Below are 15,549 nucleotides of genomic sequence, written 5' to 3' on the forward strand. Positions count from 1 at the left end.
GGACGGCATGGCGATGATCATGCCGATGTTCCAGCAGGCCGAGGCGGTGCAGAGCGGCAAGCGGGTCAAGGACGCGCAGTTGGACGCGGTGTTCGCGCAGTGGGTCGAACCGGCGAATTAGCCACCCGCATGCCGTAGGAGCGCACCCGGGCGCGACGTGCATTCCCGAGAAGGTCCATCGCACCGCAGGACGCTTCTGCGAGGTCGCGCCCTGGTGCGCTCCTACGAGCGAGACGGCTGGGCGCCCAGAGCGATGGGGCCAAGGTGCGCACGCGCTGGGCCAGGTTGCTCGATACGCCCCCCGGCCTGCATCTGAAGACCAAACCGGACGGCATGGCGATGATCATGCCGATGTTCCAGCAGGCCGAGGCGGTGCAGAGCGGCAAGCGGGTCAAGGACGCGCAGCAGGACGCGGTGTTCGCGCAGTGGATCGAACCGGCGAATTAGCCACCCGCATGCCGTAGGAGCGCACCCGGGCGCGACGTGGCATTCCCGAGAAGGCCCATCGCGCCGCGGGACGCTCACGCGAGGTCGCGCCCGGGTGCGCTCCTACCGGCGAGACGGCGCTTGGTCGTTATTCCTTGAACATCAGGAATGCCGCGACCAGGATCAAGCCGAATGCGGCCCAGTGATTCCACTTCAACGACTGGCCCAGGTAGAAGGTCGAGAAGCCGGCGAATACCAGCAGCGTGATCACCTCCTGCATGCCCTTGAGCTGCGGCGCCGAGTACACCGCGCTGCCCAGGCGGTTGCCCGGTACCTGCAGGCAGTATTCGAAGAACGCGATGCCCCAGCTGACCAGGATCGCGATCATCAGCGGCGTGCTCTTGTACTTCAGATGCCCGTACCAGGCAAAGGTCATGAACACGTTGCTGGCGATCAGCAACAGCACCGGATACAGATAGGCAGTGAAGGGGGCGGTAGGCATGACGGCAGACGGCAGGTAAGGGGCCGGCAGCATAAGCCAGCCCCGTTAAGCGCACGCGACCGTGCCGATGAGCCCGGCACGCGGGCTCAGGGCGTTGGTGGCCGGCGCAACACGTTCATCTGCAGCGTGGCCAGGCAAAACGCCTGGTTATGCATCGCTGCGCCAGTGGCTCCCGCGCTCACTCCTTAGCGCTGCATGCCCCAGCGGCGCACGGTCAGCCGCTCGATGGCCTGGAACACCACGCCTTCCACCAGCAGCCCCAGCACGATCACCATCGCCAGGCCGGCGAACACGCGATCGGTATACAGCTCGTTGCGGTTCTGGAAGATGTACCAGCCCAGGCCGCCCTGGCCGGAGGTGGCGCCGAACACCAGCTCGGCGGCGATCAGGGTGCGCCAGGCGAAGGCCCAGCCGATCTTCAACCCGGACAGGATCGCCGGCAGCGCGGCGGGAATCAGCAGCTGCGCCACATAGCGTGGCCCACGCAGTCCGTAGTTGCGCCCGGCCATGCGCAGGGTTTCCGGCACTGCCTGGAAACCGGCGTAGGTGGTCAGCGCCAGCGGCCACAGCACCGAATGCACCAGCACGAACACCAGGCTGCCGGTGCCCAGGCCGAACCACAGCAAGGCCAGCGGCAGCAGCGCGATCGCCGGCAGCGGATTGAACATGGCGGTCAGCGTGCCGAGCACGTCGCGGCCCCAGCGCGTGGAAGCGGCCAGCGCGGTCAGCACGAAGGCCAGCACCACGCCGAGCGCATAGCCCTGCGCCAGTACGCGCAGCGAAGCGCCCACGCGGCGCAGCAGCTCGCCGGACAGCAGCCCGTCGTAGAACGCGCGTGCGGTCTGCAGCGCGCTGGGCAGCATCAGATCGTCGCCGACCACGCGTGCGGCGATCTCCCACACCGCGACCAGCACCACCAGCACCAGCGCCTTGCGCAGCCACGGCGGTGCCTGCCAGCGCGTCGGCGCGGCGGCTGCAACCAATGCCGGGTCCAGCGGCTGCAGGGCGACTTCGTACTCGGCCCGCACCGGTGGCAGTGGCGGCAGCGCGGTGGCGTTGCTGCGGCTCATGGCAGCGCCTCGCGTTGGCGCTCGGCCGGGCGACGCAGCGGCGCCACCTTGGCGTCTTCCAGGGCGTCGTCGGGCAGGTCGAACAGCAGCCGATGAATGCGCTGCGCGGTCTGCTGGAACGCCACGCTGCCGGCGCTGTGCGGGCCGAACGCATGCGCGTTGAGCTCGGCGCGCACCTGGCCCGGATGCGGCGACAACAGCAGCACGCGATTGCCGACCACCAACGCCTCCTCGATCGAATGGGTGACGAACAACAAGGTGAAGCGCGATTGCTCCCACAGCTCCAGCACCTGCTCCTGCATGCGCGAACGCGTCAGCGCATCGAGTGCGGCGAACGGCTCGTCCATCAGCAACACGCGCGGCCGCATCGCCAGCGCGCGTGCAATCGCCACGCGTTGCTTCATGCCGCCGGACAAGGTGTGCGGGTAGGCCTGGGCAAACGCGCTCAGCCCGACCTGCGCCAGGCTGTCGTCGGCACGTTCGCGCGCCTCGGCACGCGACAGCTTGCGGGCTGCGCGCAGGCCGAACACCACGTTCTCGCGCACCGTCTTCCAGGGCGCCAGCTGATCGAATTCCTGGAACACCACCACCCGGTCCGGCCCCGGCCCGGTGACCGCCTTGCCATCCAGACGGATCTGCCCCTCGCGCGGGGTGACGAAGCCGGCCACCGCCTTGAGCAGGGTGGATTTGCCGCAACCCGAGGGGCCCAGCAGCACGAAGCGATCGGCTTCATGCACATCGAAGCGCACGCGATGGGTGGCGCGCACCACGCGTTGCGCCGAGGCGTATTCCAGGCTGACGTGATCGACCTGCAGCAATGGTGTGGACGGACTCATCGCTCAACTCCCGCCCGCAATCAGCGGATCGTCGAAGAAGTAGTCGCTCAGCTTGCTCGGGGTCTGCTTGATCGCACTGCTGTGCTGCATGAATTTGCCCAGCCCCAGCGTGTTCTGCGGCACCACGGTGAACTGCACTTTCGGGTCCTTGAGGATCTGCAGCACCAGCGCACGATCGATGCTCGAGCCATTGCGACGCAGGAAGATATCCGCCGCCTGCTCCGGATGCGCGGTGACGAAGCGTGCGGCCTGATCCAGCGCCGCGACGAAGGCGCGATAGGTCTTGGGATTGTCGCGGCGGAATTTCTCGGTGGCATACAGCACGGTGGCCGAGGAGGGGCCGCCTTCGATCTCGTAGGAACTGGTCACGATGTGCGCGGCCGGGTTGCGCGCCAGTTCCTGCTCCTGGAATGGCGGGCTGGCGAAATGCGCGGTGATCTCGGTGCGGCCACGGATGATTGCGGCGGCCGCGTCCGGGTGCGGCAAGGCGACCTGCAGCGGATCCAGCTGGTGGGTGCCCTTGTCGCCCCAGCGTTGCTGGGAGGCATGCTGCAGGAAACGCGACTGCACCGACACGCCGGTGGCCGGCACCGCGATGCGGTCCTGCGGGGTGAAATCGCCGATGCTCTTGATGCGCGGATTGTTGCTGATCAGGTAGTACGGGAAGTTGCCCAGCGACGCCACGCCGCGCACGTTCTGGCGGCCATGCGTGCGGTCCCAGATGGTGAACAACGGCCCGACGCCGGCACCGGCGATATCGATCGAACCGGTCAGCAGGGCATCGTTGACGGCCGCGCCACCGGACAGCTGCAGGAACTGCACGTCGATGTCCACGCCGGCCGCCTTGCCCTGCTGCTCGATCAGCTTCTGATCCTGCGCCACGTCCAGCAACAGATAGACGATGCCGAACTGTTTGGCGATGCGCAGCTTTCCTTCGGCCTGCGCATGCGCGCTGTGCAGCAACGGCAATGCGGCCAGGAGCAGCAGCGTGACACGTCGGGAAAAACGTCGGCGCTGAGGACGTGCGTGAGAGGTGACGGTCAAACGCATGCGGCGCTCCAGTCGAGGGGGGAGGAAGAAGGCGCGTTTCCCAGCGCATTACGTGTTGCGAAACGCGCGCGAGGCAGCACCTTGGCTAGAACGGCGCATCGCCTTCGATGGTGGTGCGGTTGAGCCGGCGACGCAGATGATCGGGCGTGCCGGCGGCCAGATGCATGACCGAGCGGTTGTCCCAGAACACCATGTCGTGCGGCTGCCAGCGATGCCGATACACCAGCGCATCGCCGGTGCTGTGTTCAAACAGGGCCTGCAGCAGCGCAGCACTTTCGTCGTCGGGCAAGCCGACGATGCGGGTGGTGAAATGCTCGCTGACAAACAGCGCTTTCTGGCCGGTTTCCGGATGGGTGCGCACGATCGGATGCTGCACCGGCTTCACTTCGGCAATCTGCTCCGGCGTCAGCGCCGGGCGCCACGGATTGCGCGCACGCAGTTCTTCGTACTTGGCCAGATAGCTGTGCTCGGCACGCAGGTCCTGCACCGCGTGCTTGAGCGCGTCGGGCAGGGTCTGCCAGGCCAGGTGCTGGTTGGCGAACAAGGTGTCGCCGCCTTCGCTGGGCAGTTCCTGCGCATGCAACAACGATCCCAGGCTGGGGGTGTCCTTGTACGACAGGTCCGAGTGCCAGTAGTGGCCGGCATCGCCCAGACCGATCGGCTCGCCGTTCTCCTTGATGTTGGATACCACCAGCACTTCCGGATGTCCTTGCAACTGGAAGTTGCGCAGCACATGGATCTGCAACGGGCCGAAGCGACGGCTGAAAGCGACCTGCTGCGCCGGTGTGATGCGTTGCTCGCGGAACACCAGCACGTGGTAGTCCAGATGCGCCTGATGGATGCGCGCAAAGGTGTCTGCATCCGGTGGCTGTGACAGATCCAGGCCGATCACTTCAGCGCCCAGCGGGGCATCGAACGGTACGATCCGGACACTGGAAGAATGCTCTGTGGAAACCGCATCGCGCGGCGGCTGCGCACGCGCAGCGGAAGTGACGCTGGCCATGACGGTGGCACCTCGACGGCAACGGATGGCCGCCTGGGCCGGCGGCCGGACACACCACTGTAGGCAGTCCGGTCGCCGCTGCGAACGTACGATTGGCAAGGTGCTTATGCGCTGCCGGTATATGCAGCGGTGTGACGGAACGCGGACGGGCGACGCCTGCGCGCCGCCCGTCCGCGGGTTCAACCGACCCGGCCTTAATCGGTCCGCAGTGCCAACGCCGGTGGCGTGGACAGGATGCGTCGCGTGCCCGACCAGCCGGCCAGCAGGCTCAGCGCAAGGCCAAACGCGCCGCCGAGCAGCAGGCGCGGCCAGTCCGGCGTCAATGCGATCTCGAACGCCTTTTGCCCGACCACCGCACCGATCACCGCGGCGGCGGTCACCGCCAGCGTCGCCGCCAGCAGACCGAGCGCGCCGAACTCCACCAGCACCGCACCACGCAACTGGCCGCGACGCGCGCCCAGCGTGCGCAGCACCGCGCTGTCATAGCGACGCTCGCCGGCGGTGGCCTGCAAGGCCGCCAGCAGCACCAGCACGCCGGCCAGCAGGCTGAAACCCATCACCAGTTGCACCGCCTGCGCCACCTGGTCGATCACCTCGCGTACGCGGCCGAGGATCGCATCGATGTCCAGCACCGAAATGTTGGGGTAGTCGCGGCTCAGCGCCGCCAGCTTGGGTGCATTGCCGGGCGGCAGGTGGAAGCTGGAAATCAGGTTGTACGGCGCATCGCCGACCGAGCCCTGGTTGAGCAGTAGGAAGAAATTGACCCGGAACGAGTCCCAGTCGGCCTTGCGGATGCTGGTGACGGTGAAGCTGCGCTGCTGCTCGCCCAGCAGCAGGGTGATGCGGTCGCCCAGTTTGAGCTGATACCGCTGCGCCCAGCCTTCTTCCACCGAAGCCTCCGGCGCGATGCTGTCGGCCGCCCAGAACTTGCCTTCCAGCAAGGTGTTTGCCGGCGGAAATGCATGCCGCCAGGAGAAATTGACCGGCCGGTTGTCGCCGTCGCCATCGTCGGCCGGATCGCGGTCGCCGCGCAGCGGCGGCTTGTCGTTGATCGCCACCAGGCGCCCGGTCGAAAACGGCTCCACGGCCGCATCCTGCACACCCAGGCCGCGCAACGTCTGCAGCACCGGTTCGGTCTGCTCGGGCTGGATATTCATCAGGAAATAGTTGGGCGTGTCCGCCGGCAGCCGATCGCGCCATTGCCCGAGCAGGCCGGGGCCGACCACCGCCAGCAGTAGCAGCGCGCACAACGACAGCGACAGCCCGACCAGTTGCACCACGCTCAGCCCGCGGCGCCGCGTCAGCGAGGCCAGGCCCAGCTTCCAGGCGCCGCGCAGGCGGTGCTGGATCGGCCGTAGCAAGGCCAGCAGACCCAGTCCCAGCGCCATCGCCACCAGCGCCAATGCGGCCAGACCACCCAGCACCCAGCCGGCCAGCACCAGGTTGCCGGTCGCGTACACGGTCAGCGCCAACGTGGCCGCCAATGCCGCGGCGTAGACCAGCAAGGAACTCGGCGGCACCGCGGCAAAGCTGCGGTTGAGCACGCGCATCGGCGGCACGTTGCGCAGCCGCAGCAGCGGCGGCAGGCCGAAGCCCAGCAACAGCACCAGGCCGATGCCTGCGCCCGCCAGGGCAGGGGTGGCCTGCGGCAGCGGCAGCCGGTTCGGGATCAGGCTGCCCAGCGCCTGCACCAGGCCTTCCTGCGCGAGCATGCCTAAGCCGATACCGACCAGGCAGGCAGGGATCGCGGTCAACAGCAATTGCAGCGACAGCATCGCCAGGATGTCGCGCTGATGTGCGCCCAGGCAGCGCAACACCGCCACGGTGTCGATACGCCGCATCGCAAAGCGGTTGGCTGCCAAGGCAGTGGCCACACCGGACAACAGCACCGCCAGCAACGCCGACAGGGCCAGGAAACGGCCCGCACGGTCGAACGCCGCGCGCATGCCGCGCTGGGTGTCCTCGATGCCGACCAGGCGGTATTCGCTGGCGCGCGGTTTCAGCCAGGTACGCAAGTCGGCGATGGCAGCGGGCGCGCCGGAAAACATCAGCCGGTACGAGGCGCGGCTGCCCGGGCCGAGCAGGCCGGCACCATCAATATCGGCGCGATTGACCAGCAGCGGCGGCGACAGCTGCATCAGCTCGCCGGAGGCATCCGGTTCGGCACGCAACACGCCGGTGATGGTGAGATGGCCGGCGCCGAATTCCAGCTGTTCGCCCACGCGCAGGCCCAGGGCCTCCAGCAGCCGGGGATCGGCATAGGCCTGGCCCGGCGGTGGTGCGCCCGCCGGCTTGCCCTGCATGCCGGCACTGTCCGTGGACACCAGCAATTGCCCACGCAATGGGTAGCCCGCGCCGACCCCGCGGATATTGGCCATCTGGCTGGCGTCGCCATGGAACAGCACGCTGGGGAAGCTGACCATGCGCGTGCTCTGCAAGCCACGCCGCTGCGCTTCCGCGGCGAAGTCGGCCGGAATCTCCTGGCGGCCGGTCACGCCCAGATCGCCACCGAGCACCTCGGCCGCGCTGGAGGTCAGCGCCAGGGTCACCCGATCGACCAGCGTGCCGACGGCCGTCATCACCGCCACGCCCAGCACCAGCGCGGCGAACACGGTCAGCAGGTCGCCGGCCAGGAATTCGCGGCGTACCGCGCGCGCGGCTTGGCGCAGCACGTTCATGCGGCCGAACCGGGCTGGGCGTGCAGGCGGCCGCTGTCGATGCGGTAGATGTGGTTGCAGCGCTGCGCCAGCGTCATGTCGTGGGTCACCAGCACCAGCGTGGTATCGCTGGTGGCATTGAGCGCAAACAGCAGGTCGCTGATCTGCGCGCCGGTGGCCTGGTCCAGGCTGCCGGTAGGCTCGTCGGCAAACAGGATGCGCGGCTTGGCCACGAACGCGCGTGCCAGCGCCACACGTTGCTGCTCGCCGCCGGACAGCTGGCGCGGGTAGTGGCGCGCGCGCGCGCTCAGGCCCACCGCCTCCAGCACCTCGCGCACCCGCGCCGGATCCTCGCGCCCCGCCAGTTCCAGTGGCAGCGCGATGTTTTCTTCGGCGGTGAGCGCCGGCAGCAGGTGGAAGCTCTGGAACACGAAGCCCACCTCGCGCGCGCGCAGGGCGGCGCGCGCCTCTTCGTCCAACTGGCCCAGCTGCTGGCCGGAGAGCGCGATGCTGCCGCGGCTGGGCAGGTCCAGCCCGGCCAGCAGGCCGAGCAGGGTGGTCTTGCCCGAGCCGGACGCGCCGACGATGGCGATACTGTCGCCTTCACTGACCGTCAAGCTGATGTTGTCGAGGATGTGGAGTGTTCCCTCCGGTCCGCTGACGGACTTGCCGACCTCGCGGACGTCGATGGCGGTGCGGGTGCTGGAGCGGGGGGCCAGACTGTCGATGAGGAATCTCCGAATGCGTGAAAGAACACTGCGATATGGCGCGCTGGTCCTGTGGCTGCTGACACTGTCCCTGCTTGCGCCGGGAATTGCCTCTGCCAAAAGTCCGGTGGCGACCGCACCGATCCTGGTGGTCGGCGACAGCCTGAGCGCTGCGCACAACATCCCGGTGCAGTCCGGCTGGGTCACCCTGCTGGACCAACGCCTCAAGCGTGACATGGCGACGCCACCGGCGGTCGTCAATGCCAGCATCAGCGGCGAAACCACCTCCGGTGCGCTGACGCGGCTACCCGGCCTGCTGCAGAAGCACCGCCCCGGCGTGGTGGTGATCGAACTCGGCGGCAACGATGCGCTGCGCGGCCTGACCCCAGCCCAGCTCAAGGGCAACCTGGAAAAGATGATCCAGCTCAGCCAGCAGGCCGGGGCGAAGGTGCTGCTGCTGGGCATCGATGTGCCGCCCAACTACGGCCCCGCCTACCGTGAGCGCCTGAAGGCGAGCTACGCCGACCTGTCCAGGCAGTACAAAACCGCGCTGGTGCCGTTTTTCCTGGAAAAGGTCGCGCTGCAGCCAGGGCTGATGCAGGCGGACGGCCTGCATCCCACTGCCGCTGCCCAGCCCAGGGTGCTGGAAACGGTGTGGCCGGCGCTGCGTCCGTTGCTCGGGCGCTGACAACCGGCGGCCACCGCGCGCCGTCACAGAACGTTAGTTGGTCTTCACGCCCTTTCCACTGCCGATCCGGCATGTTTCACAAAGCTGAAGACCGAGGAAAGTCCATGCGTCAGACCAAGGAAACGTCCGGCCTCGTGCTGGTCGTTGAAGACAACCGCAATATCTCTGAAATGATCGGCGAGTACCTGGAAGGCCGTGGCTTCGAGGTCGACTATGCGCAGGACGGACTCGACGGCTACCGTCTGGCCGCCGAGAACAGCTACGACGTGGTCGTGCTGGATCTCATGCTGCCACGTCTGGACGGCATCGAAGTGTGTCGCCGCCTACGTAACGACGCACGCAAGTCCACCCCGGTACTGATGCTGACCGCCCGCGACACGCTGGACGACAAGCTCACCGGTCTGGGTTTCGGTGCCGACGACTACCTGACCAAGCCGTTTGCGATCCAGGAACTGGAAGCGCGCCTGCGTGCGCTGATCCGCCGCGAGCGCCGCCAGGTCGGCTCGGAAGTGCTCAAGGTCGCCGACCTGGTGCTCGATCCGGTCAGCATGCGCGCCACCCGCGCCGGCACCGAGCTGCAGCTCTCGCCGATCGGCCTGCGCCTGCTCACCATCCTGATGCGCGAGTCGCCGCGGGTGGTCACCCGCCAGGAAATCGAGCGCGAGATCTGGGGCAACGGGTTGCCGGATTCGGACACCCTGCGCAGCCATCTGTACAACCTGCGCAAGATCATCGACAAGCCGTTCGACCGTCCGTTGCTGCACACCGTGCAGAGCGCCGGCTATCGCATCGCCGACATCGCCCAGCCGATGGCCTGATGTCACCGGCCGGCCGCCGTTCTGGCGGCCGGTCACCTCCTTTAGGCGCCCACGCGCCTGTCGCTTCCGCGTGCTGCCGTCTGGCTGCACGACGGGCTTACGGAAGCGTTGCCTATAATCCGGCGCTCTCCCCTGGATGCAGCAATGCCGCACGGGCTTCCACGAAAAATACGTCTCGCCTTCCTGCTGCAGGTCGCCCTGGCGAGCCTGGCGATCGTGTTGGGCGGCTATCTGCTGTCCTTCGTGATCAAGTACAGCCTGGTGCGCACCGTGCTTGCCGACGAGGCAGTGCATTTCTGGCGCCTGCACAAGAGCGCGCCGAGCAATCCGCCGCCGAATACACGCAACATCCAGGGCTATTTTTCGCCCGCCGGCCAGGGCCGCGATCCTGCGCCCGCGGCGTTGCAGCAGTTGTCGCCGGGCTTCAGCGAAGTGGCCGCCGCCGACGCCATGGTGTATGTCGACCAACGTCCGGAAGGGCGCTTGTACCTGGTGTTCCCACGCTCGCGGGCGGCGCACCTGACACTCTGGTTCGGGGTGGTGCCGGCGATGCTGGTGCTGCTGGCGATCTATGGCGTGTTCTGGGTGACCTACCGGATTTCCAAGCGGCTGGTCTCGCCGGTCAGCTGGCTGGCGCGGCGCGTGTCGCAGTGGGATCCGCGCAATCCCGATGTCGACGAACTGGCGCCGGAGCGGTTGCCTGCCGATCTGCAGGGTGAGACGCGGCAATTGGCCGCCGCGCTGCATGCGCTGGGGCAGAGGGTCAGCGATCATGTCGCACGGGAGCGCAATTTCACCCGCGATGCCAGCCATGAGCTGCGCACACCGTTGACGGTGATCCGGGTGGCCAGCGACATGGCGCTGGCCGACGACGAACTGTCGCAGCGCACCCAGCGCAGCCTGCGCCGGATCCAGCGTGCCGGCCGCGACATGGAAGCAGTGATCGACGCCTTCCTGATCCTGGCGCGCGAGGCCGAGATCGACCCGCAAAGCGAAACCTTCGATGCCGCCGAACTGGCCAGCGAGGAAGTCGACAGCGCCCGCGAACTGCTGGGCGACAAGCCGGTGTCCCTGACGATGGTCGGCGACCGCAGCCTGCAGATGTTCGCCCCGCCGCGGGTGATGCGGGTGGTGCTCAGCAACCTGCTGCGCAACGCCTGTGCCTATACCGACACCGGCAGCATCGAAGTGGAAGTCACCCAGGACCGCATCATCGTGCGCGACACCGGCATCGGCATGAGCGAGGAAGCGCGCGCGCGCGCATTCGAGCCGTTCTTCCGCGCCGATCCCACCCGCCCGCAGGGCACCGGTCTGGGCCTGTCGATCGTGCGCCGGCTGTGCGATCGCTTTGGCTGGCGGATCGAACTGCATAGCGAGTCCGGTGTCGGCACCTCGGTTGCGGTGGTGGTGGCCTGAGTTAACGATAGTCTTGGCTCGCGCGGTCTGTCGCCATCCGTTGCCGCGGGGGAGCGCCCGCAGCACTGATCGATAAGGTTTGGCTGGTTTGGGACCGTCTGCTAATGAGGCAGACGCGCTGCATGCGCCTGGGGCGCCGTTTGCGATTGACGACGCAGCTATTTCCACCGCGTAGCATGAGGCTGTCCGCCTCGCTGATCCACCGCAGACGCCAGCTGCATCTGCGGGATCGCTTGCCGCAATTGATCGACCGATCTGGCAAGCGCCTCGCCAGATCGACCTGCAGGGCGCTACTTCTGCTCCAACACCGGGGCCACCGCCTTGCGCCAGATGGCATAGCCATCGGCGGTCATATGCAGCATGTCCTGGCGAAACAGCTCGGCGCGCGGTTTGCCGTCGGCGTCGAGCATCGGCGTGTATACGTCCACGTAGTCCACGCGCGGCAGCGGCGCGAGTGCGTCCTTGATCAGGCGGTTGGCAGTGACGATCGAAGGCAGCAGATGAGCGCGCGACGGGCTGGGTTTGATCGACAGATAGCTGATGCGCGCGGTGGGCAGATCACGGCGGATGCGCTGCACGAATGCCAGCACGTCGTCGCGCACCTGCTGCGGCGTGCGGCCGCTGTTGAGATCGTTGTCGCCGGCATACAGCACCACCTGGCGCGGCGCATACGGGACCACGATGCGGTCGGCGTACCAGGTGCTGTCGCGCACTTCCGAACCGCCGAAGCCGCGATTGATCACCGGCATGCCGGGGAAATCCTGGGCCAGCGTGTCCCAGAAACGGATCGACGAACTGCCGACGAAGACGATGCCGTGCTTGGGCGGCGGTTGTTGCGCATCACTGTCGGAAAAGCGCCGCATGTCGTCTTCCCAGGCGGCGTTGGACACCTGCGCCGGTATCTGTGGCGCGGTGTGCGGGGCGGCGGCGTGGACGTGGCCGGACAACAAGGCAAGCGCGCACAGCAGCGTGCGCAAGGGATGTTTGGTCATGCGAAAGAACCTGCGACAGTGAAGCGGACCACCATGGTGCGACAGGCTGGAAGCCGAGGGCAAACCGGCGGGCGTTCAGCGCCTGCCACGGGTTGCTCGCAGAGCCTGCCGCCGGGCCTGCACCGGCAATGTGGAAAAGACTGCGCCATGCGGCAGCATCTGACGGCCTTGCAGGCCCAACGCCAGCTGTTGCGGCACTCGGTCACGCCCTGGCGGCGCGCTGCACGACGGTGCAAGATTCGCACTTTCCCCAGCAGTGACCACGCCATGCGTTCGAGCCGTCCCCAGATATGCCCTTGCGGCCGGAAGCACTGACGCATGGCCGATCAACTGGGACACGTGCCACGCGGTCCGCGCCGCATGCTCAAGGCAGCGGTCTGGTCATGGCAGGGCCTGCGCGCGGCATGGCTGCACGAATCCTCGTTTCGGCTGGAGGTGTGCCTGGCGGCAGTTCTGCTGCCGCTGGGGCTGTGGCTTGGCCAGTCCGGCCTGGAACGCATTGCGCTGATCGCGCCGTTGCTGATCGTGCTGGCCGCCGAACTGCTGAACTCGGCCATCGAGGCGGTGATCGAACGTTACGGCCCCGAGCACCACGTGCTGGCCGGCCGCGCCAAGGACATGGGCTCGGCTGCGGTGTTCCTGCTGCTGATCAATGTGCTGCTGTGCTGGGGGCTGATCCTGCTGCCGCGCTTGCTCTGAAGAGTGTGGGCTGCGCGACGCGCAGCTGCCAGTCGGCTTCTGTAGGCGACTGGATTGGCAGGTGCATGGAGACCTTCGTTGCGATGGGACGCACCGGATCGCGCCAGCTGACGTATCAACCTGTCACGCGGCATGCCGCGACTGCTTCTGCCGATGGCCGGGCGTCATCGTGCCTGGTCGAATCGCCTGCCAGGCGCACGCGTGCATGCCGGCTTGACTCGCCGCGTGGCATGCTGCGGCTCTCTTTCAACGGAATCGCCTGCATGCCCGTCCTGATTCGCGCCCTGGTGTTGCTGATCCTGACCGTCTCGCTGTCCGGTTGCGGCTACAACGCGATCCAGCAGAAGGAAGAAGGCGTCAAGGCAGGTTGGTCGGAGGTGCTGAATCAGTATCAGCGTCGCGCCGACCTGATTCCCAATCTGGTGCGCACCGTGCAGGGCTATGCCCAGCAGGAGCGCCAGGTGCTGACCGAGGTGACCAATGCGCGCTCGCGGGTCGGGCAGATCCAGGTCAATGCCGACGACGAAGCCTCGCTCAAGCAGTTCCAGCAGGCGCAGGGCGAACTCGGCAGCGCACTGTCGCGCCTGTTGGTGGTCAGCGAAAACTATCCGCAGCTGAAATCCGACCAGTCGTTCCGCGATCTGCAGGTGCAGCTGGAAGGCACCGAAAACCGCATCACCGTGGCGCGCGGTCGCTACATCCAGACGGTGCAGGAGTACAACACCTACATCCGTTCGTTTCCGCAGGTGATCACCGCCAAGATCTTCGGCTACCAACCCAAGCCCAATTTCAGCGTGGAAAACGAGGCGCAGATTTCGCGCGCACCGCAGGTGGATTTCGGTAATCAGCAGGCGCCGCAGCAGCAGCCTGCGCAGCAACCGCAGCCCGCGCAGTAAACACATGCAATTTGCGCAGTACCAAATACTGCGCAATATGCCGCACGGCATGTCGAGGCAATCGTTAGGTTTGCGATGGCAACCCATCGATCGTCAGTTGGATCAATGCCAACTTTCAGGAGCGGCACATCAAGCCTCTCTGCCTTGGGGGCGATAAGGCACGGCTTGCGCGCCGCTGGCGCACGTGTCTTGGAGCGGCCACGCTGCTAACGAGGGCTGGGGCGCGGTGCGGGGGAGGGGACTAGGCGAAACCTGTGCGTTATTCATTCACACGAAGCTTCGCTCGCATCCTCATCCGCCCCTTCGGGCAGCTTCTCCCGCAGGGAGAAGCATCAGTCAAGCCAGTGCCGATGACGTGTCAGTGCTAATCAGCCAGGAGTTGCGAATGCGGAAGAACTACATGCGGGTGTTCTGGATGTTGGCGCTGTTGCTGTTGCCGGCCTCGCTCCTGGCGCAGGATCTGGCAGCCATTCCGCCACTGCACTCGCCCGTGGTCGATACCACCGGCACATTGGACGCCACGCAGACCCGGCAACTCGAGCAGCAGGCGCTGGCCTTGCAGCAGCGCAAGGGCGCGCAGTTGCAGGTCCTGATCGTGCCGACCACGCAGCCGGAGGCGATCGAGCAGTACACCCAGCGCGTGTTCGACCAGTGGAAGATCGGCCGCAAGGGCGTGGACGACGGTGTGTTGCTGCTGGTGGCCAAGGACGACCGCCGGGTGCGGATCCAGCCCGGCTACGGCCTGGAAGGTGCGATCCCCGACATCACGGCCAACCGCATCATCCAGGAGTATCTGGCGCCGCGCTTCCGTGAGGGCGACTACGCCGGCGGCATCAGTGCGGCGACTGCGACGCTGGCCGGTCTGATCGAAGGCGAGGCCTTGCCGGCGCCGGTCAGCGGGCACGCCGACGGCGGCGCCGGCAATGGCTCGGGTGGCGGCGGCTGGATCATGGCCTTGTTCATCGGTTTTGTGGTCGCGATGGTGGCGCGCGGCATTCTCGGCGCCCTGCCGCGGCCGCTGCGTGCATTGCTGACCGGCGTCGCCGCTGGCGGTGCCGCCCTGCTGTTTACCTCGCTGTTGTTTGCCAGCGCCGGCGCTGCGGTGATCGGGCTGCTGGCCGGCCTGGCGTCCGGTTCGCCGGGGCGCTTTGTCGGCGGCGGTGGCTGGGGCGGTGGTGGATTCGGTGGCTTTGGAGGCGGTGGCCGCGGCGGTTTTGGCGGCGGCGGCTGGGGTGGTGGTGGCGGATCATCGGGAGGCGGTGGCGCCTCGGGGAGCTGGTAATGCGGTGGCTCAGGCATGTCTTCGCGCCCTCGGCGCAGCGCAGTTTCCCGGCCGGCTGCATGGACGCGATCGCCGCGGCGGTTGCCGCCAGCGAGCGCACCCATACCGGCCAGGTCATGGTGGCGGTGGAAGCCGACCTGCCGCTGGGCGCGCTATGGCGCGGGCACACCGCGCGCCAGCGTGCTGAGCAGGCCTTCGCGCAATTGCGCACCTGGGACACCGAGGCCAACAACGGGGTGCTGCTGTATCTGCTGCTGGCCGACCACGCCATCGAAGTGGTCGCCGACCGTGGGCTGCGCAGCCGGGTGCCGGAGGCGCAGTGGGCCGAGGTGTGCCGGCGCATGCAGCAGTTCCTGCGCGAGGGCGAGCACGAGGCGGCGGTGCTGGCCGGGATCGAGGCGGTAACCGAGCTGTTGACCGAGCATTTTCCTGCCGCTGCCGGCTCCCAGCATGAAGATGAGCTGCCCGATCGTCCCCAGCTCTTAGGCTGAACGCGTGCGAGGTGTC

At 67.2% G+C, this 15,549-nt stretch carries 15 protein-coding genes and 2 pseudogenes; 9 read left to right on the top strand and 8 right to left on the bottom strand.

The features are described from left to right. Positions 1-121: pseudogene (locus ABQ137_RS20670) on the top strand (DUF6607 family protein); the annotation flags it as partial. 119 nt (positions 122-240) lie between these two features. Further along, positions 241-447 (top strand): annotated as a pseudogene (locus ABQ137_RS04630) (DUF6607 family protein); the annotation flags it as partial. A 127-nt stretch (positions 448-574) separates the two neighbouring features. On the opposite strand, the gene ABQ137_RS04635 reads toward ABQ137_RS04630, so the two are convergent. The 7 genes from ABQ137_RS04635 to ABQ137_RS04665 form a co-directional block, all read right to left on the bottom strand. Beyond that, positions 575-928, bottom strand: a complete 354-nt coding sequence (locus tag ABQ137_RS04635) for a DMT family protein (protein ID WP_024938302.1) — start codon at positions 926-928, stop codon at positions 575-577. A gap of 185 nt (positions 929-1,113) precedes the next feature. Next, positions 1,114-1,998 carry an ABC transporter permease gene (locus ABQ137_RS04640; protein WP_046345740.1) on the bottom strand — a complete coding sequence of 295 codons (885 nt, stop codon included), beginning with the start codon at positions 1,996-1,998 and terminating at the stop codon, positions 1,114-1,116. Further along, entirely contained in the window at positions 1,995-2,834 is an 840-nt protein-coding gene (locus ABQ137_RS04645; protein WP_039523625.1) for an ABC transporter ATP-binding protein, read from the bottom strand. Before ABQ137_RS04645 ends, ABQ137_RS04640 begins: the two co-directional genes overlap by 4 nt. 3 nt (positions 2,835-2,837) lie before the next feature. Beyond that, positions 2,838-3,884 (bottom strand): ABC transporter substrate-binding protein, encoded by a 1,047-nt coding sequence (locus ABQ137_RS04650; protein ID WP_065032035.1) that lies wholly within the window; start codon positions 3,882-3,884, stop codon positions 2,838-2,840. 85 nt (positions 3,885-3,969) lie between these two features. Further along, entirely contained in the window at positions 3,970-4,887 is a 918-nt protein-coding gene (locus ABQ137_RS04655; RefSeq protein WP_349781360.1) for a TauD/TfdA dioxygenase family protein, read from the bottom strand. A gap of 194 nt (positions 4,888-5,081) precedes the next feature. Further along, a complete protein-coding gene (locus ABQ137_RS04660) occupies positions 5,082-7,565 on the bottom strand; it encodes an ABC transporter permease (protein WP_349781362.1) in 2,484 nt (827 codons plus the stop codon). Next, positions 7,562-8,167 (bottom strand): ABC transporter ATP-binding protein, encoded by a 606-nt coding sequence (locus ABQ137_RS04665; RefSeq protein ID WP_257998620.1) that lies wholly within the window; start codon positions 8,165-8,167, stop codon positions 7,562-7,564. Before ABQ137_RS04665 ends, ABQ137_RS04660 begins: the two co-directional genes overlap by 4 nt. A 103-nt stretch (positions 8,168-8,270) precedes the next feature. On the opposite strand from ABQ137_RS04665, the gene ABQ137_RS04670 reads away from it, so the two are divergent. From ABQ137_RS04670 to ABQ137_RS04680, 3 genes are all read left to right on the top strand, one after another. Next, positions 8,271-8,939 (top strand): arylesterase, encoded by a 669-nt coding sequence (locus ABQ137_RS04670; protein WP_181106135.1) that lies wholly within the window; start codon positions 8,271-8,273, stop codon positions 8,937-8,939. Between the two features lie 104 nt (positions 8,940-9,043). Further along, positions 9,044-9,757, top strand: a complete 714-nt coding sequence (locus tag ABQ137_RS04675; RefSeq protein ID WP_002811889.1) for a response regulator transcription factor — start codon at positions 9,044-9,046, stop codon at positions 9,755-9,757. A gap of 144 nt (positions 9,758-9,901) precedes the next feature. Further along, the gene (locus tag ABQ137_RS04680; protein WP_184516246.1) at positions 9,902-11,173 is read left to right on the top strand and encodes a sensor histidine kinase; all 1,272 of its coding nucleotides are present in this window, start codon (positions 9,902-9,904) and stop codon (positions 11,171-11,173) included. A gap of 290 nt (positions 11,174-11,463) precedes the next feature. Here the strand turns inward: ABQ137_RS04680 and ABQ137_RS04685 are convergent, their stop codons facing one another. Further along, positions 11,464-12,165, bottom strand: coding sequence for an SGNH/GDSL hydrolase family protein (locus ABQ137_RS04685; RefSeq protein WP_184516248.1), 702 nt, complete (start codon positions 12,163-12,165; stop codon positions 11,464-11,466). A gap of 318 nt (positions 12,166-12,483) precedes the next feature. Here ABQ137_RS04685 and ABQ137_RS04690 point away from each other — a divergent pair, with 318 nt between their 5' ends. The 4 genes from ABQ137_RS04690 (at position 12,484) to ABQ137_RS04705 (ending at position 15,533) form a co-directional block, all read left to right on the top strand. Then, positions 12,484-12,864: a diacylglycerol kinase gene (locus tag ABQ137_RS04690; protein WP_184381326.1), complete on the top strand. Its 381-nt coding sequence runs from the start codon at positions 12,484-12,486 to the stop codon at positions 12,862-12,864. 263 nt (positions 12,865-13,127) lie between these two features. Beyond that, the gene (locus ABQ137_RS04695; protein WP_046346231.1) at positions 13,128-13,760 is read left to right on the top strand and encodes a LemA family protein; all 633 of its coding nucleotides are present in this window, start codon (positions 13,128-13,130) and stop codon (positions 13,758-13,760) included. A gap of 385 nt (positions 13,761-14,145) precedes the next feature. Continuing rightward, a complete protein-coding gene (locus ABQ137_RS04700; protein WP_184516251.1) occupies positions 14,146-15,042 on the top strand; it encodes a TPM domain-containing protein in 897 nt (298 codons plus the stop codon). Further along, positions 15,042-15,533 (top strand): TPM domain-containing protein, encoded by a 492-nt coding sequence (locus ABQ137_RS04705; protein ID WP_184516254.1) that lies wholly within the window; start codon positions 15,042-15,044, stop codon positions 15,531-15,533. The genes ABQ137_RS04700 and ABQ137_RS04705 overlap by 1 nt, the downstream gene beginning before the upstream one ends. The last annotated feature ends 16 nt before the right edge of the window (positions 15,534-15,549 follow it).

This window comes from Xanthomonas sp. WHRI 8393 (genome assembly GCF_040203315.1).
GTDB lineage: Bacteria > Pseudomonadota > Gammaproteobacteria > Xanthomonadales > Xanthomonadaceae > Xanthomonas > Xanthomonas arboricola.